Consider the following 19,406-nt stretch of genomic DNA (forward strand, 5'->3'; position numbering starts at 1 on the left):
TTTGATGCGTAAAATTATCCTCCTTATCCTTTCTTTATTTGTTTTAGGACTAACTTCCATTGCTGGATTTATCGGTTTGGTTTACATTGGTTCTTTTGGCCCTATTGCTAATAAAAAAGAATTGACAGAAATTAAACAAGCTCAAGCCAGTGTTGTTTATAGTGCTGATGGTAAAATCATTGGTAAATATTTTCACACCAACAGAACCAATGTAGCTTATGAAAAATTACCCAAACATTTAATCAATGCTTTGGTAGCTACTGAAGATGCTCGTTTTTACGAACACAATGGTATTGATAAAATTGCCATGCTTAGGGTTTTGTTTAAAACCATTTTATTAGGAAATTCTTCGTCTGGAGGTGGGAGTACTATTTCACAGCAATTGGCAAAAAATTTATTTACTAGAAAAGATTTTGGTGTTTTTTCTATGCCTGTAAATAAGACCAAAGAAGCTATTTTAGCCAATAGATTAGAATCCATATACACCAAATCAGAAATTCTTTCATTATACTTTAATACTGTACCTTTTGGTGAAGGAGTTTATGGAATTGAATCTGCTGCACAACGTTATTTTTCAGTTCCAGTAAACAAATTAACTTTAGAGCAGTCGGCTATATTGGTTGGAATGTTAAAAGCCAATACTTATTACAACCCTAGACAACATCCAGATCATGCTTTTACAAGAAGAAACACAGTGTTGTTCCAAATGAAAAAAGCTGGATTTTTAAATGATGATGAATACCTACAACACAGTAAAGATTCTGTAAATATTCAATATAAAAACCTGGTTATAGAAAACCCTAATGGTTACTTTTTAAAACAAGTAAAAAACAAAGCCGAAGAAATTTTAGAAGATTTTGAAAAGAAAGATGGTAGTTCTTGGGAAATTATAAATGATGGATTAATTATAGAAACTACTTTGGTTTCTGCTCTACAAGAAACGGCTTTAGAAACCAGAAAATCTCATTTATTAAAGTTGCAAAAATCAATGGATGTTTATTGGAACAATCTTAAACATCAAAAAAACATTCAAAACACCATTAACAACGAATGGCAACAAACAAAAACATATAAGCGTTATAAAAACGCTGGACTAAGTGATCAAGCGATTAAAGATAGTGCCAACACAAAGAAAAAAAGATTATTGTTTAACTGGGAAAAGAATGATAACAACTATTCTATTAAAGATTCCATTAGCCATTATTTAAAAATGATTAATGCAGCAGTTTATGGAGTAAACACTCATGATGGTGCTGTAGAAATTTATGTAGGAGGAAATAGTTTTGAATATCTGCCTTACAACTTAATTACAAGTGAAAGACAAGTCGCTTCTACCTTTAAACCCATTGTATATACAGCAGCCTTAGAAAACGGACAAAAACCTTGCGATTGGATTAATAATGAAGTTAAAACCTATAGTGATTATGATGACTGGAAACCAGAAAACTACGATCATTCAGACGGAGGGTATTACAGCATGGTTGGTGCTTTAGCCAAAAGTGTAAATGTACCTACTGTTGCAACGTATTTTGATGTTGGTGCTGATAAATTACAAGAAACAGCCAATGCCTTAGGTTTAGAAAAAGAGTTGAAAAGAGTCCCTTCTACAGCTTTAGGAACAACAAATTATTCTTTACAAAACATTGTTCATGCTTATATTCCTTTTGCTACTAGAGGTAACAAAATAGAACCTTATTATATTACTGCAATTAAAGATGCCAAAGGAAATATTATCTACAAACACAAAGCAAACAAAGAAAAGAAAGAGCCTGTTTTAGATGTAAAAACAATGGAAACCATGCAACTTTTGTTAAAAGGCGTTGTTGATAAAGGTACCGCCGTGAGATTAAAATCTCAATATGGAGCAAAAGGAGATTGGGCAGGAAAAACAGGAACATCACAAGATTATAGTGACTCTTGGTTTATTGGCTTTAATTCTGATATTATTATTGGTTCGTGGGTAGGATGCAAATATCCTAGCATACATTTACCTTCTAAAATTGGTGGAGGTTCCGTAGCAGCATTGCCAATTGTTGGTGGTATTATTTCTAAAAAATATGATGATAACAAAATCAACCAACAGTTATCATCAGGTTTTCCTGAATTTGATGAAGATGTTTTAAGTAGTTGTGATTGTGAATTTTTTAGAGAAGAAAATACTCTTGAAAAAATATTTGACATCTTTGATAAAAAGAAAAAAAGAAAAGGTAGCTTCTTTAGCAGACTCTTTGGAATTGGAAAAAAAGAAGATAAAGATAGCATTGAATAATAAAAAAGCTCAGTTTAAAAACTGAGCTTTTTTATTATACTGACTTTATCAGTAAACCAGCTGTAGCAGGGTTGGTTGCTAGTGGTACGTTGTACACATCACACAAACGCATTAACATAAAAATATCTGGTTCATGTGGATGCTTTTCTAAAGGATCTCTAAAGAAAATCACCATTCCTGTTTTTCCTTCAGCAACTCTTGCTGCAATTTGAGCATCCCCTCCTAAAGGACCAGACAAATATCTATGTACTGTTAAACCTGCAGCTTCTACTTTAGATCCTGTAGTCCCTGTTGAAATCAAGCTAATTCCTTTTGCTTTTAACAATTCTTTATGTTCCATTAAAAACTGAACCATATCAGCTTTTTTACCATCGTGAGCTATAATTGCTATTTCCATAATTCTATTTTTATTAGCTGCAAGATATTAATTTCTATAAAATAAACGGCTACTAAATTTCAGTGATAAAACTGTAAAAAATCAAGTCATAAAAAAACCTCGATTCTTAACAGAATCGAGGTTTAAATACTATATATCTAATCTTCTTATAAAGAAGCAGAGTATTCAATTAAGTCAACAATCTTAGTAGAGTAACCAATTTCGTTATCGTACCAAGAAACAACTTTTACGAAGTTATCGTTTAAAGCGATACCAGCAGATGCATCAAATACAGAAGTACGAGTATCTCCGATGAAATCTTGAGAAACTACAGCGTCTTCAGTATATCCTAAAACTCCAGCCATATTTCCTTCAGAAGCAGCTTTCATTGCAGCACAAATTTCAGCATAAGTTGCAGGCTTTTCTAACTTTACAGTTAAGTCAACAACAGAAACATCCATAGTAGGAACACGGAATGCCATACCAGTTAATTTTCCGTTTAATGCAGGAATTACTTTTCCTACTGCTTTAGCAGCACCTGTAGAAGAAGGAATGATGTTGTGAATTGCAGAACGTCCACCTCTCCAGTCTTTCATAGAAGGACCATCAACAGTTTTTTGAGTTGCAGTTGCAGCGTGTACAGTTGTCATTAACCCTTCAGCAATTCCCCAGTTATCGTTTAATACCTTAGCGATAGGAGATAAACAGTTAGTAGTACAAGAAGCGTTAGAGAAAATAGTTTCATCAGCTTTTAACTCAGTATTGTTAACACCCATTACAAACATTGGTGCATCTGGAGATGGTGCAGATAAAACAACTTTTTTAGCTCCTGCTTCTAAGTGTCCTTGTGCTTTTTCTTTAGTTAAAAAGAATCCTGTAGATTCGATTACATAATCAGCTCCAATTTCATCCCACTTTAAGTCAGCTGGGTTACGCTCAGCAGTAATTCTGATTGTGTTTCCGTTCACCACTAAAGCTCCATCAACAACCTCAACAGTTCCTTTGAATTCTCCGTGAACTGAATCGTACTTTAACATGTAAGCTAAATATTCAACATCTAATAAGTCGTTAATACCAACAACTTGTACGTTTTCTCTTGCTACTGCAGATCTGAATGCAAATCTACCAATTCTACCAAATCCGTTAATTCCGATTTTTACCATGATAATTTAATTATATATTTAATTAATTTGTTTACTTATTTATTTTGTTAGTATTAGATACTTAAAATATCTGCTACTTTTAACAATTCTTTATCGATATCGTGATGTAATTTCACCGCCTTTTCTAAATTAGTCGATGTAATTTTATTATTGTTAATTCCAACCATAAGATTAGATTTTCCTTCTAACAATAATTCAACAGCTCTAACTCCCAAACGACCAGCCAATACTCTATCAAAACAAGAAGGAGAACCTCCTCTTTGCATATGACCTAATACAGATACACGAACATCGTATTCTGGCATGTTTTTCTCTACATAGTCTGCCAATTCAAAAACGCTCTTACCTGTTTTATCACCTTCGGCAACCACAACAATACTAGATGTTTTTCCTGATTTTTTAGAAACATTTAAAGAATCAATTAATCTTTCAATCCCTAAATTTTCTTCTGGAATTAAAATTTCTTCTGCTCCTGCTCCAATTCCTGCATTTAATGCAATAAATCCAGCATCACGTCCCATAACTTCAACAAAGAACAATCTGTTGTGAGATGAAGCTGTATCTCTAATCTTATCAATTACCTCAACAACTGTATTTAAAGCTGTATCATATCCTAAGGTAAATTGAGTTCCATAGATATCGTTATCAATAGTTCCAGGAATTCCAATAACAGGAACTTTATGTTCTTTATTAAAGATCATTCCTCCTGTAAAAGAACCATCACCACCAATAACAACTAAGGCATCTAAATTATTTTCCTTAAAATTCTTATAAGCTTTAGCTCTACCCTCAACAGTTCTAAACTCTTTAGAACGTGCTGATTGTAAAAATGTTCCTCCTCTACTTATTGTATTGCGTACGCTTCTAGAATCTAATGGAATTAAGTCATTATCAATCAAACCTTGATAACCTCTTAATATCCCCATGCATTCAATATTATTGTATATACAAGCTCTTACAACAGCTCTTACCGCAGCATTCATACCAGGTGAATCACCACCAGAAGTCATTACGGCTATTTTAGTTACTTTAGTACTCATATTATTATTTTATAATGCATAAAAGTAGTAATTATTTAGGCTTGATTAATTTTGCCGAGATTTAAATACGAAAACGATATAGACCATTTTAGTATCAAAACATCTTTTTAACAACTACTTATTTTAGATTAAATAACTATTAAATCCTAAGACCAAAGGCTTTTAGGATAAACTCCATCCTCCTTTAACTTTGCTATAGCATTTGTTACCACTGGCTTATCCTCTGCATAAGTAACTCCATACCATTTGGCATCTGATGTTAATACTTTTACCACACCTTTATTAGCATGAATTACATTACTAACTACGGTAGGAATAAAGAATTCACTTTTTAATTCTGCAGATCTTTCTTTCATGAAATCCTCAAAATCATGCTCTAAGGCCTCTAAAAACTTTGGTGTAAACCCCCAAAAATTCATAGAAACTATAGTATCCTTTTTCATGGTTACTAAATTCCCTTCGCTATCCTTTCTTAAGATTTCATCTCCAACTTTTTCAATATGTGTTCTTTCAACTACATCAGTTAACTCATGCTTTTCATTAACATAACACTGTCCTCTAGAAACATATCCATTTTCTGATATTGTTTTATCTAAACTATACCCAACCATACACATATTATGAGAGTCTTTATCTAGTTTTGACAACTCATCAATAATACTTTTAAAAGCTTCTTTGCTATAAAAGTCATCACCATTAATTACAATAAAGTTATCTTTAACAACACCTTTAGTCATTAACAAAGCATGCCCTGTTCCCCATGGTTTTACTCTTTCTGGGTGGATTGGATATCCAGCAGGAACTTTATCAATTTCTTGACACACGTATTCTACTTCTATTTTACCAGCTAATTTTTTATCAAAGATTTCTTTAAATTGATCAATAAAATCTTTTCTAACAATAAACACTACTTTGGTAAAACCTGCTTGTATAGCATCATAGATAGAAAAATCTATAATTGTGTCACCATCTTCAGACATAGTATCCATTTGTTTTAATCCACCGTAACGGCTCCCCATTCCGGCTGCTAATATTACTAAAGTATACGTATTCATTAATTTAATATGTTTTATTAAGGTCGGTAAAAATATGGTTTTTATAGTAAATCTGGTAAGATATAAAACATTTTATCATCTGTTATTTCAAAATCTTCTTCTTCTTTTGGCTTCTCTTTCTTCTTTTCTTTGAGTCCAATTTTCTGAAGCATTTCAGTTAAATTATTAAAATCTATCTGATAACTCAACCCTATTCCCTGTGTGTAACCTTGTTCTTCTTCGGAGTATTGAATTTCATTTTGTCTATTAAAAACCGATGAACGTAAGGACCCATCTTTATTTATTAGAAACTCAACTTTTACCTCTCCAACAACTGCTGTTTGTGTTTTTGTTCCTACAGGAACTCCTAACTTTCCGTTAATTAAAACTCTATCGTTAATCTCTGTTGCAACCCCAATATCTATTTGATCATCGATGGCTAAATCTTCTACACTTGAAGTTTCTCCTGATGTATATCCAAAATTGATATGAAACTTATCTTCATCCTTATTAAAAATTTCAGTTACCGCATTTGATATGATATCTGATGTAGTATTTGTAATTACAGAACTTGTATTGTTGATATTATTTTCATCATAAAAATTCTTTGTAACCAACAAGGAGAAGAATTGTCGCATTTTAGAATTTTCATCAATATTTAACTTAAAATCTAACTCCGAAGAAACTGTAGAACTTGCGTTTGGAATACTAATCATGAATTCTTGCCTAGAGTTAAATAACTCTCCAGTAACTTTAGTAGTTAAATCGACATCTATTTTACGGTTTACGGTTAAGCTTTCTAACAATACTTTAGGATTTGCTTTTACATGATGAATGGCTTCTATATTTAATTCTGCCTTATATGGATCACCATTCCAAGAAACCGTTCCTCCTTTTTTTACTGTAAAAGGTTTGTTTACAAAACCACCATATCTAAAGTTATAAAGTCCTTCATCAACAACTAAATCACCATACATTCTAATATTAAAAAGTTTATCAATATCAATTAACAATCTTCCATCTGTTCTACCTTGTAAAGAGCTACCCGAAACTTGATCTATTACCACCTCACCAAGAGCATCTTTAGTAATATCTAAATTTAAAGTAACGGTAATACCTCCAATTGTACCTGTATTGACAACTTCTGTATCATCACCTGTTTGTGATTCTTTATAATAAATAAACCTATTGTTTTCAACTTGTTTGATATCACTAATAGGAAGTACAAACTTTGTGTTAGGCAAAGTGGTTCCTGTAACATTTATAGCCAAATCTGTTGTAGGCCCAACAATAGTAGCAAAACCACGCATAAAGGCTGTTCCGTAATATTTAGAATCTTCTGCTTGGGCTGTATTTAACACTAATAAGTTACTAGTATCTATTTTTAGATCTAAATTCCAATTATTGTATTTATCATAATTAATTTCACCTTGCAAACTTCCATCTGTATTATACAAAGCATCTTTTAGGGCAATTTTATTAAATATAAACTTCTTTCCTTGAAGATCTATTTTAGTATCTCCCACAAAATTGTAATCAACATTTAAATATGGAAATTTTAATCCTGCATCTTTTAACTCAATTGAACCAAAACTATTAAAATCATTTAAACTTCCGGAAACTGTAAATTCTCCCTTGGCTTTTCCTCTAATTGTAGAAAGTACGTTTCTACCTAATGGACTTAATGATGCTAGTCTAAGATTGTTTAATGATACTTTTAAATCTATTTTTGAGTCTGAAAAATTATTTTCATCAACTAATATCTCTCCGTGAGCATCAATATTTTGAGTGGCTTTGTTACTTATATTAAAGTTTAAGTTATAGCCCAACTCCTTATCATTAGGTTCAATACTAGTGACCATGTTTCCGTAGTCTACTCCATTGATTTTTAATTTTTCTACTTTAAGAGATCCATTGGGTTTTAGCAATGTATTTTTTTCTTTAAAAAACACCTCTCCACTGGCTATTCCTCCAACGTTTAAACTATCAATACTAGGAAGTATTTCTTCTAAATTTATTTTTGTTAGTGATAGTTTTAAATTTTTAGAATGATCTTTTTTTACAGCTCCATCAAATTCAAATTCTTGTTCTCCATTAGCAAAAGAAATTTCGTAAAAATCCCAATCTCCAGTTTCGTAGTTATAATGAATTTTATTTCGCTTTTTTTCTAAGTTTACCCATAAAGAATTTAGATATTTAAAGTAAACACTTTCAATTCCTAAAGAAACAGCTTTATCTTCTGTGGTTAAATAAAAAACCGCTCGGTTGTTAATTTTATCACTTTGAAAATTAGATCTTACAAACAAAGTATCATTTACTTTTTTTCCTAAAAGTGATAAATCTTCGTAAACCTGCTTTTTAAATTTAAATTTTTGAATAGAAATATTAGAGTTAATCCATTGGTTAGAATTGTCTAAAGTTATCTCTAGGCTGTCGACTTTTAAGTCTTCTGAACTGATACTTGGAATTTTAGCAAAAATGGCCCCTTTATCTCCTTTAGCATCTAAAACACCAGACATGGTTAAATTATTATCTAACCAAAATTGATCTGTAAACACTTTTACAATGGTTGGATAAACTTGCATTTTAAACACTAGTGTTTGATTGGCAATTTCTGATCTTATTTGTGTTCCTGGTATAAACTTATACAAAGCATTTTCTGCCAAAACTTTTAAATCTTCAAAATTAAAAGCACCTTCTCCTTCAAGACTTAAAATATCTTTTGACTCTATAAAAATGTTTTTATCTTTTCCTTTAGATTGTAGCGATACTTTCATATCACTTAAGTTTAAAGAATCTTTTGGGGTTTCTACATATATATCTGAAATCAATCCGTCTAAAGTAAATTCATTGGGTTTATTAATTAATTTTAACTTTCCAACTCCTGTTACGTTATTTTGAAAATGATTCCCTTCAGGAAAAAGACTTGCTATTTTAGCTTTTGTTACTTCTAAGTCAAGATTGTATTCTTCCCTTTTATTTGTTTTGTTTTGATTGATTTTAATAGTGAACGTTAAGAGCGTATCTTTAGATTCAAAATCTGCAGTAAAAGAATTTTTATCAATATGAAAATCTATACTTGATTTTGATAATTTTATTTTTTTGTATTGAAGGTTTTTAAAGTTTAAACTTGCATTTACATCAAGATTTTTTTGACCAATATTTCCTTTAACCTCTCCTGTAAAATTAATATTTCTAAATCCTTCTAATTGTTTTACCTCTTGAGCAAATCCCTCAGAAATTAAAACTTTTAATTGTTTGTCTGGAGTATTTAATTGATTAATAAAACCATCTAACTTAACATTACCTATATTGGTTTTGGCTTCTCCTTTAACAATTAATTTTTCTAGACTTACTTCTAAATCTCCATTAAAATTTACATTTTTAATTCCTACATAATCTTCTGGTAAACTTTTGCTATATGGACTTGGTACAATTTTTTTTAAGACCTGAGTTTTTATATCAACATTTCCTTTTGCAATTCTAAATCTTAAATCATCTCTATCTTCAATACTGTTTGTTAAAAACAAATCTCCTTCTAAAATTAAAGACTCATCGTTAGAAACCATTTTGGTGTTGGTTAACCTAAGATTATTTAACGTTCCTTCTACCTTTGAACTAATATCTAGTTTTTCGTAACTATTAAAATGAGGATAAATTTTATCTATATCTTCTAAAGAAACCTCCCCGTGATGAACCTCTCCATTTAATTTCACTTTTTTAACAAAATCAGAAAAATCTGATGGTCCATAACTAAAAACTACATCTAAATTTAAATCGGAATGATTGGTGAGAATATGAGTATTATCAAAACGCATTTCAGACAAAGAATACTTAAAGTCTGTCGCTAATTTTTGATATTTAATTTTATATACATCTTCAAAACTTAAAGAATCTGTTAAAACCTCTACATTAGGTCCTTCTATTTTTAATGTTTTTATATGTCCTGATACTTGATTAAAATTTACAACATAATCATTATTCTTAGTTAAAGCATATCCTAAATTACTTGTTAAAACTTCGTTAAAATTTAACACCAAAGGCTTTGTACCTTTTTTACTTTTACCAAATTTAGATGAGAAAATAGTTAAACTACCTGAATCTTCTCCAGGATAAATAATATCGTTTACCCCTCCATTACTAACTTCTACATCAGCAAATGATAGAATTTTATTTTTTAAATTATGTAAATCAACCAACCTCCCTTTGGTATCTTCTGCATAAATAAGGGTGTCTTGATGGTGATCTCTAATTAAAAAGTTATGGATTTCAAATTCACCAAAAGGATTAACCTGAATTGCTTCTACATGAAAAGAAACATCAAAATCATCTTCTAAGTACTTGAAAATGCGCTCGGTTATTAAAAGTTGAGTTTTACCAAATTGCAAACAAATAACTAGCAAAAGTAGTAGTGTAACTACTGCTAGTAAAAATCGACCGAGTATTTTTATTATTGTTTTTATAAACCTAAATTTGTGGCACTAAATTAGTTAATTTAACTTTAATTATGCTTGATAAAACCTACATCTTAGCAATAGAATCTTCTTGCGATGACACCAGTGCTTCTGTAATATGTAACGAACAGATTCTTTCTAATATTGTAGCCAATCAAGAGGTACATGCAAAATATGGTGGTGTGGTTCCAGAACTAGCTTCTAGAGCGCATCAACAAAATATTTTACCTGTGGTAGAAATGGCCTTAAAACAAGCCAATATTACTAAAGAACAATTAAATGCTATTGCGTTTACACAGGGACCTGGCTTAATGGGATCTTTATTAGTGGGAACATCTTTTGCAAAATCTATGGCTTTGGCTTTAGAAATTCCATTGATTGCCATTAACCACATGCAAGCTCATATTCTTGCTCATTTTATTGATGATGCCAACGAACAAAAACCTACTTTTCCGTTTTTATGTTTAACCATTAGTGGTGGACATACTCAGATTGTAAAAATCAATGATTATTTTAACATGGAAATTTTAGGAGAAACCATTGATGATGCTGTAGGAGAAGCTTATGATAAAACTGCTAAAATTTTAGGACTACCTTACCCTGGTGGACCTTTAATTGATAAATACGCTCAAACAGGAGAAGCTGTTTATACATTTTCTAAACCAAAAGTAAAAGAACATCACTTTAGTTTTAGTGGATTAAAAACTGGGATTCTATATTTTATTCAAAAACAAGTAAAAGAGAATCCTAATTTTATTGAGGAAAATCTTGAAAACATCTGTGCTAGTGTTCAAAACACAATTGCAGAAATTTTGATGGATAAAATTAAAAAGGCTGTAAAAGAAACTGGTATCAAACAAATTGCTATTGCTGGTGGAGTTTCTGCTAATTCTGAAATTAGAAAACGACTTACCAACGCCCAAAAACATTTTGGATGGACTAGTTACATTCCTAAATTTGAATACACTACAGACAATGCTGCCATGATTGCTGTAACTGCCTATCAAAAATATAGATTAGGATTGTTTGATGACCAAAGTATTACTGCAAACCCAAGACTTAAAGTAACTTCTTAAAAGTTTATACTTTATAAGTAATTGCATTGATATTCATTCCAGCTCCAACTGATGCAAAAATAACTATATCGTCTTTGGCTATTGAATGATTTTCTAACTCATTATTTAACACCATATCATACAAAATAGGCACTGTAGCTACTGAATTATTCCCAAGTTTTTGAATAGACATTGGCATTACATGCTTTTTAACTGGCTTTCTATAAAGTCTATATAACCTTTTTACTATAGCCTCGTCCATTTTTTCGTTTGCTTGATGTAAAAAGATTTGATTGATATCATCAATATCTAAACCTCTTTTGTCCATCGCAGCTTTTATGGCTGCTGGAACATTTACCAAAGCAAACTCATATATTTTACGCCCTAACATTTTAATATAATTAATGTCTTGATCTTGGTCTTTATTAAAAGTAGCGCCAGAATATAAGTATCCTGCTTCCTCAATAGCATAAGTTTGAGCAGCACTACTTAAAATTCCTCTTTCTTTATCTTCTAATTTTAACTCTATAATTGTAGCTCCCGCACCATCAGCAAAAATCATACTGTCTCTATCACTGTTATCAACTACTCTTGATAAAGTTTCAGCACCAATAACTAATGCTTTTTTTGCCTCACCAGCTTTTATAGCTTGATTAGCTTGAATCATAGCTTGTACCCAACCTGGACACCCAAATAATATATCGTAGGCAACACAATTTGGATTTTGAATTCCTAACTTCTTTTTAACTCTTGTAGCAAGACTTGGTAACATATCTCCTTGAATACTTCCCTTTTTAACGTCTCCAAAATTATGAGCCACAATAATTAAATCTAATTCTTCTTGATTGATATTGGCATTTTGAATTGCTTTTAAAGAAGCTTCATAGGCTAAATCAGAAGTATTTACTTTGTCTTCTGCATACCTTCTCTCTTCAATTCCTGTTATAGCTTGGAATTTTTCGATAATTTCTTCATTTTCTTTTTCAAATAAAGTTCCGTCTTCATTTAAAAAAACATGGTTACTAAAATCGTTATTCTTTACTACTTTATTTGGAATTGCACTACCTGTACCAGTAATGATTACATTTTTATACATACGCTATAAATATCAAAAACCAGCGTTACTTCGTAACGCTGGCTCAAATGTAAATATATTTTTAGGATTAGTACTCGTAAATATCTCCTAAATCAAAAGAGATAGAGAATCTAAGGGTGTTTTCAAGCGGATTGTTAACTACAGCGTTACTTGCCAAATACGAAAGATCAACATTAAAAGAACTTGCTTTAAAACCAGCTCCTAGGGTAAAAAAGTTTCTATTCCCTTTATTTTCATTTTCTTTAAAATAACCTGCTCTAAACGCAAAAGCATTGTTATATAAATATTCTGCTCCAATTCCAATGGTAACCTCTTGTAATTCTTCTTTAAAACCTCCTGGTGCATCAGAAAAAGAAGCAAACATTCCTTGTAAAAAGTTTTTATCATCTCCTCCAACAGCTGGAACTAAAAGTTTTGTGAATTCTAAGGTTACCCCTAATTGATTAAAATCATCAACAATAAAGTCAAAACCACCTCCTAATTTTAAGTTTGTTGGTAGAAAACCTTCTCCTGATAAAACAGTTACTTTTGGACCAACATTACTAATATTAAAACCTGCTCTAGCAACTCCATTAAATCCGTTAAATGCCATTTCATTAGACATATAATATCCTGAGATATCAACAGCAAATGCATTTGTAGGTTCATTATCATTAAGATTTGTTCCCGAAATAGTTAAATCAGAACGGACATATCTTAAGGCAACAGCCATAGAATAATTATTACTTAACTTTAAAGAATAAGCTCCATCAATCGCCAACTCGTAAGGTGATGCAGTTGTAGATGCAGAATTACCATCTTGTGTTATTTGTACTTCTCCGTAATTAAAATATTTAATTCCACCTCCAAAAGCACTTCTTTCATCTATTCTTTGTTGGTAACTTATATTTCCAACATAAATATCGTCGGTTAAGTTTCTTAACCAAGGGGTATAGTTTACAGAGGCAGTTACTTCTTTTTTGTGAAATACCATTTTTGCTGCGTTATGGTATATTGCATTTCCATCAGCCGTAGATGCAACTCCTACATCTCCCATACCTGCTGCTCTTGCATCTGTAACAATATTTAAAAATGGTGCTACAGTTGTAATGGTGTTATTTTGAGCATAAGCTTGAAGCCCTAAAACGGCTAACAGCAAGGTAAAGTGATTCTTTAACTTCATAAAATTCATATAGTTTGTCTAGTTTTTTACAATATTACTAATTTTTCAATCTTTTCATCTGATTGACCTGTGATTATTTCTTTTACCGTTAATTTATAAACATATACTCCCTTTCCTAATTTGTTTCCAAAATCATCCTTTCCATCCCAAGTAACCACTCTTGAAATCTCATCAAGATTAGGGTCAGAAGCATAAATTGTTTTTATTAATTTTCCTGATAAGGTATATATCTGAACCGTAATTTCTACAGGATCTCCTTGTCTATTATTTTTAAACCAAAATTCGGTATGATTGATAAATGGGTTAGGATAATTTAACACTCTACTTAACTTAAACCCCTTATCTTCTTGAGCATAGAAGCTTAACGTTTGAGTTGATGAATTATTGTATGTATCCCAAGCTTTAAATGTTATTGTATGATTTCCTGGGGTTAATTCTGGTAATTTATAAGTAACAATCCCTTTGGTAAAATCGTCTTTTTCTGTGGTATAAAACTCATTTAAAGAAATAGGATTTGCCAAATCACCATCAATTACAACAGTAATATTATGACCTATTGAGTTTAAAGAAGTATTTACTCCACTATCATCCTGAATTTTAGCAATTAACTTTGGTGATGTACTGGTATTTCCTCCATCTGTAAACGTTTCATCATCCATAAATAACTGAATCACAGGAGGAGTATCATCATCTGGAGCATCAACATCAATTCCTCCAACCTTAAAATCAAAATCACTCCCTATTCTTTCTGTTGATTCCGATTCAGCATAAAAACTAAACTTTGCATTTTCGGGTGACACACTAACATCTTTTGATAAAATAAAATCAAAAGAAAAATTTCCGTTGTTTACAGAAGCTTCTCCAACAAAAACTTTACTTTCTAACGATTTAAAGTTTACCACTGTTCCAGAACCTTCATTTAACAATGTTTTTCTATCAATTTCTTTATCAAATAAGGTTACAGACAATGTTCCGTTAAAATTTGACAACACACTTCCATTTTCCTTAATAGATCCCGTAACTTTTACTTTAGACAAAGCATTTAATTCTGTTATTTCTTGTAACGAAACATTTCCTGAAACTGGGTCTGTGGTATATTTTTCAATTTTACTAATTTCAACACCTTCTTTAGGTAAAGAAAGTTTCATAGCTGGATCACCAAAAAAGTAAACAAAAAACTCATTGCTTAATCCAACGTTATTTTTAACATCTTTAAGAGCCTCTGCTGCAGTTCTTGTTTGACCATCAAAAGCATATAAATAATCTGCCAAATATCTATTAATTGTATTTCCTGCAAAAATTGAGATTTCTCTAGTTGTAGTAATCATTGCTACAGCTCCTCCATAAGCCCCTTCTATTAATTCCTCTCCTCCTGATAAAATTATAGGATCATCAAACCTAGAAAAATCACAAGTTACTGTAATAAATAAAGGTTGATTATTTAGGTTTCTAAAACTTCTAATAGCTGGAATATCTAAATAAGTTTCTTGTCCTAATGCAAAATTATTTCCATGTCCAAAATAATTGATTACCAACGAACCAGTATTAAATGCTTCGTGAAATCTTTTTGTTACTTCTGGATATCTTCCACCTCCTGAAGTAATTTCTTCTTTAAAAGCATCAGTATAAAGTTTTGCTAAATTTAAATTTGGATTGTTAACCTCAATTTTTAATGCCGAATCTTCTAAATATCTAATCAAAGATTGATCTGATCCTTCTTGACCATCATCTCCTAAAAGGGTTATTTTATTTTTCCAACTTCCATTTGATTTAGATGAATAATAGTTTAATAATTTTGTAACATATTGATTTGCTTTTGTAATTGTTCCTACAGGAATTCTTCCTGTAACTATATCTAATTTACCTGTTACCTGTAATTCTCCATTATCTTGAGTATCATCTAATTCATCTAAATAACCATAATAATCATCAGAATTATAAGAACTTGTTAAACTATTACTAACTGTAGATAAATAAGCAGGTACAATTTGTGTGTCTTTATATATAATACCTTTATAATCAAAAGAAGCATCACCAAACAAACATAAATATTTTAATCTGGTATCTTCGGAACTACTATTGTCATATAAAAATTTGGCAAAATCTCTAATAGCTGTAATATCTGGAGCACCAGATCCAAACTCATTATAAATCTTTTCAATATCAATCACTTCTACCTTTATCTTTTCTGAATTTGTTTCAGAAATTGAGGTATTATTTCTATGGTAATCTCTTATTCTATTAGCCTCGTTAATAAATTCTTTTTTAGTAATAATGATGTATTGAATATCTTTTAAATCATGTAAATTTTGATTTGCCACATTAGCACCATTACTTAATTTTATAGGGGCATATGCATCAGAAATTTTTACTACTTGATACTTTTCTAACTCTCCATTTGTTAGTTCTTTAAACTTAAAACTACTAGTATTTATATCAGTATCAATTACTCTTTTAGGATTTGTATGATCTGTTACATTCCAAATAAAATCAATATCATTGTCATTACTTATTTGATATTCTAATACTTCTCCAGTTGTTTTAGAATTAAAATTTAAGAAACCAAATTGCTTACCTGTAGCTGTTAAATTTCTATCTGCTATTACTTCTAAGTAATCTAAATATGCTAATGCAGAAAGATCCCCGTTATTATTCCATTGAACATTTAGTACTATATTATCATTTACAGGGGTGAAACTACCTGTTCCTTTAACATCTCTAAATGCTAACTTACCTGATGAAGTAATACTAGAATTAAAAACATTAATATTATTATAGTTTACCGAATAAAAAGATGATGTACTTACTGACTTTGCACTAAAATTTCCTTTAACCAACACAGGTGTTGTATTAACTATATTTGGAAAATTAAATGTAAAACCTTGTTCATTATTAACTGTAAAATTTTCACCAAACCACTTTCTACCTACACGGATATAATTAAAAAGTTCTTTTTCATGTAATAAGTAATCTGTAAAAGTAGTTACATCAATGGTTTTAGAGTTATTAATAACCGCTTGATTTGATATTCTCTTTCCGTCTGTACCCGAATCTACATTGATAAAATAATATCCGTAATTAGAATAAATATTTTGTTTGTGACTAATTGAATTTCTATCACTTAGACTCCATGAAATAGGTCCTTGAGCATAAAACAAAACATAATCGTTTTCGTTAAAAACACCATCATTCTCACCAGCTACATAAATAGCATTTTCTGTTAAATCCTCTTTTCTTGGTTGACTAAGTAACTCTGGTAACATGGCTCCTCCATTACCAAAAACTCTAATTTTTCTAGGGTTTAATGATGATGTTTGAATACCAATGGAATTTAAAAAGTCTGCATCTATTTTAAACACCCCAGTTTTATCAATAGCAATTTTATACCAAGTACCTGTGTTTAATACAGAGCTTGTTACAACACTTGTTTGCCCTGTTTTAAAACTTTTTAAAGCTGTAGTACTTCTCTCTGCTATACCTAATCCATATGAAACGTTAAATGATTGAACTTGAAAAACCTCTCCATTAGAGTTTTTATACATTCCGTTGGCTTGAATACTATAATACTCAACACCTCTCTCTTTTACTATGGTTAATAAAGGATTAAAATTATTAGGCAACTTCTTTATATTCAAAACTCCTAAAGCATTTGATGCTATTTTAGTAGTAATAATATTAGAAAAATTAATATTGTTAAGATTTCCAGTTTTTTCTTTTTTCCATTGTTTTACATATAACGGAATAAATTCATTTTGAAGAAAAACATCAGTTCCTGTCCAAATATTATCGTTAATAGTAGGTTCATTTTGTTGTTTCCAATCAATAGAAAACGATAAATTTTCTTGACCAAACATCAAAAAAGTACCAAGAAAAAAAAAGATTAGATATTGTAGCTTCATTTTTAGCAAATTATTGTACGAATATAACAATTTACACGTTGTTAGCTATATGATATTTGTTGTTATAATTAAATTGTGTAATTAAGTATTATATGATATCTTGCGAATGATTTAACATGATAGAGACCGCTATTTATATGAAAAAAATAATAAAAACATCATTGATTTACAGTGGTGTAATTCTTATTATGACAAGTTGTTTTAATCAAAGACGTGACTTTGGTTCAGACAGATATTCCGAAAATATTGGATATGATTTTAGCAATCCCGAATACGGTGGCTTAACTAGATTATCAAATACAGTTAAACAAGAAACTCCTCCTGGAATGGTTTACGTTGAGGGAGGTGTGTTTACAATGGGACAAGTTGAACAAGATGTAATGGGAGGTGTTAATAATAAGCCTAAAAACATACATGTTCAAAGTTTTTATATCGATGATTCTGAAGTTTCTAACAAAGAATATCTAATATATTTAGATTGGTTAGCGAAAGTATTCCCTAAAAACAATCCTAAATACAAACATATTTATACTGCTGCATTGCCAGATACTACCGTATGGAGAAACCCTTTAGGTAACGATGGTAACTTGCCAAAAACATATTTAAGGCACAGAGCCTACGAAAATTACCCGGTAGTTGGTGTAAGTTGGCTACAAGCAAATGATTATTGTAAGTGGAGAACAGATAGAATTGCTGAAAAAAAATTAATGGAAGAAGGGATTCTAAAACCTTTATACAATAATGGAACTGTTTCTGTAGAAGGTAGAAACCATTTTGATATTGAAGTTTTTGAAGCCAACCCTAATCTTTTATTTGGAGGTGATAAATCTATTTACACAGATTACGTAACACAACCAGAAGAAGAATATGCAGGTAACGACTCTATAATTAATACAACTCCTGTTAACTCTAACAACAAACTAAATATAAACCAACAATCTCCTACTCCAGATTTTAGATTACCTACCGAAGTAGAATGGGAATATGCTGCAAAAGCAGATATAGAAAATCGTTATTATAATACCATTAGAGGTAGAAAAAAATATGCTTGGAGAGGGGAATCTACCAGAGATGAGCAAAACAAATACTACACTCAACATGCTAACTTTAAACAAAGTAATGGAGATTATAGCGGTATTGCAGGTTGGAGTTCTGATTATGGTGATATAACTACTCCTGTAAGAAGTTTTCCACCAAATGCATATGGATTATATGATATGGCAGGAAATGTAGCTGAATGGGTTTTTGATGTTTATAGACCTACTATCGATGCTGAATTAAATGATTTTAACTATTCTAGAGGAAATATCTATCGCAAACCAAAATTAGATGAAAATGGAAACGTAATTGTTGCTACTTTTAATGATATTGTTTACGATACACTTCCTAATGGAAAAGTTGTTCCTTCTGTTTTACCAGGACAAATTGTTAAGGAAAGAGTGACTGATAATGATTTATATTTAAATCCTAATTATCAAAAAGCTGACAATAGAGACTTTGCTAATGGTGATAGAATTTCAAGCAGAGATTATGCAGAAAATGATGAAAATAGAAAGAGAATGTATAATTCTCCTATTTTACTTCCTCCAACAATAAATGAGGAAACTGGTAAAGTTGAATATAGATATGATGACAAAACAAGAACAACATTAATCACTGATTACTCAAGAGTATACAAAGGAGGTTCTTGGAAAGACAGAGCTTATTTATTAGACCCAAGTCAACGTAGATATTTAGAAGAATATATGTCTACTAATTACATAGGTTTTAGATGTGTAGTAACCAAAGTGGGAGAAGGTAAAGAAAAAGACCGAAGATCTCCTTTTAATATATCTTATTAAAACATAATTTACTAAAA

11 protein-coding genes are annotated in these 19,406 nt (G+C 30.7%); 3 read left to right on the forward strand and 8 right to left on the reverse strand.

Going from position 1 to position 19,406, the window contains the following annotated elements:
* Positions 1-4: 4 nt before the first annotated feature.
* Positions 5-2,269, forward strand: a complete 2,265-nt coding sequence (locus AXE80_RS09545; RefSeq protein WP_083194640.1) for a transglycosylase domain-containing protein — start codon at positions 5-7, stop codon at positions 2,267-2,269.
* 34 nt (positions 2,270-2,303) lie between these two features.
* Here AXE80_RS09545 and AXE80_RS09550 read toward each other — a convergent pair whose 3' ends face one another.
* The 5 genes from AXE80_RS09550 to AXE80_RS09570 form a co-directional block, all read right to left on the reverse strand.
* The gene (locus AXE80_RS09550; protein ID WP_068826706.1) at positions 2,304-2,666 is read right to left on the reverse strand and encodes a methylglyoxal synthase; all 363 of its coding nucleotides are present in this window, start codon (positions 2,664-2,666) and stop codon (positions 2,304-2,306) included.
* A 146-nt stretch (positions 2,667-2,812) separates the two neighbouring features.
* Positions 2,813-3,808, reverse strand: a complete 996-nt coding sequence (gene gap, locus AXE80_RS09555; RefSeq protein WP_068826708.1) for a type I glyceraldehyde-3-phosphate dehydrogenase — start codon at positions 3,806-3,808, stop codon at positions 2,813-2,815.
* Between the two features lie 53 nt (positions 3,809-3,861).
* Positions 3,862-4,848 (reverse strand): 6-phosphofructokinase, encoded by a 987-nt coding sequence (gene pfkA / locus AXE80_RS09560; RefSeq protein ID WP_068826710.1) that lies wholly within the window; start codon positions 4,846-4,848, stop codon positions 3,862-3,864.
* Positions 4,849-4,994: 146 nt separating this feature from the next.
* The gene (locus AXE80_RS09565; RefSeq protein WP_068826712.1) at positions 4,995-5,903 is read right to left on the reverse strand and encodes a sugar phosphate nucleotidyltransferase; all 909 of its coding nucleotides are present in this window, start codon (positions 5,901-5,903) and stop codon (positions 4,995-4,997) included.
* A 41-nt stretch (positions 5,904-5,944) separates the two neighbouring features.
* On the reverse strand, positions 5,945-10,285 hold the full coding sequence (locus AXE80_RS09570; RefSeq protein WP_157359386.1) for a translocation/assembly module TamB domain-containing protein: 4,341 nt from the start codon (positions 10,283-10,285) through the stop codon (positions 5,945-5,947).
* A 104-nt stretch (positions 10,286-10,389) separates the two neighbouring features.
* Here AXE80_RS09570 and tsaD point away from each other — a divergent pair, with 104 nt between their 5' ends.
* Entirely contained in the window at positions 10,390-11,412 is a 1,023-nt protein-coding gene (gene tsaD / locus AXE80_RS09575) for a tRNA (adenosine(37)-N6)-threonylcarbamoyltransferase complex transferase subunit TsaD (protein WP_068826716.1), read from the forward strand.
* A gap of 4 nt (positions 11,413-11,416) precedes the next feature.
* On the opposite strand, the gene AXE80_RS09580 is transcribed toward tsaD, so the two are convergent.
* The 3 genes from AXE80_RS09580 to porU form a co-directional block, all read right to left on the reverse strand.
* Positions 11,417-12,487 carry a 3-oxoacyl-ACP synthase III family protein gene (locus AXE80_RS09580; protein ID WP_068826718.1) on the reverse strand — a complete coding sequence of 357 codons (1,071 nt, stop codon included), beginning with the start codon at positions 12,485-12,487 and terminating at the stop codon, positions 11,417-11,419.
* Between the two features lie 67 nt (positions 12,488-12,554).
* Complete coding sequence (gene porV, locus AXE80_RS09585; RefSeq protein ID WP_068828827.1) at positions 12,555-13,649, reverse strand: type IX secretion system outer membrane channel protein PorV; 1,095 nt, start codon at positions 13,647-13,649, stop codon at positions 12,555-12,557.
* 26 nt (positions 13,650-13,675) lie between these two features.
* The gene (gene porU, locus AXE80_RS09590; protein ID WP_083194641.1) at positions 13,676-17,548 is read right to left on the reverse strand and encodes a type IX secretion system sortase PorU; all 3,873 of its coding nucleotides are present in this window, start codon (positions 17,546-17,548) and stop codon (positions 13,676-13,678) included.
* A gap of 137 nt (positions 17,549-17,685) precedes the next feature.
* On the opposite strand from porU, the gene gldJ reads away from it, so the two are divergent.
* Positions 17,686-19,389: a gliding motility lipoprotein GldJ gene (gene gldJ, locus AXE80_RS09595; RefSeq protein ID WP_068826719.1), complete on the forward strand. Its 1,704-nt coding sequence runs from the start codon at positions 17,686-17,688 to the stop codon at positions 19,387-19,389.
* Positions 19,390-19,406 lie beyond the last annotated feature (17 nt).

Origin of the sequence: Wenyingzhuangia fucanilytica (assembly GCF_001697185.1) — a bacterium.
Lineage (GTDB): Bacteria > Bacteroidota > Bacteroidia > Flavobacteriales > Flavobacteriaceae > Wenyingzhuangia > Wenyingzhuangia fucanilytica.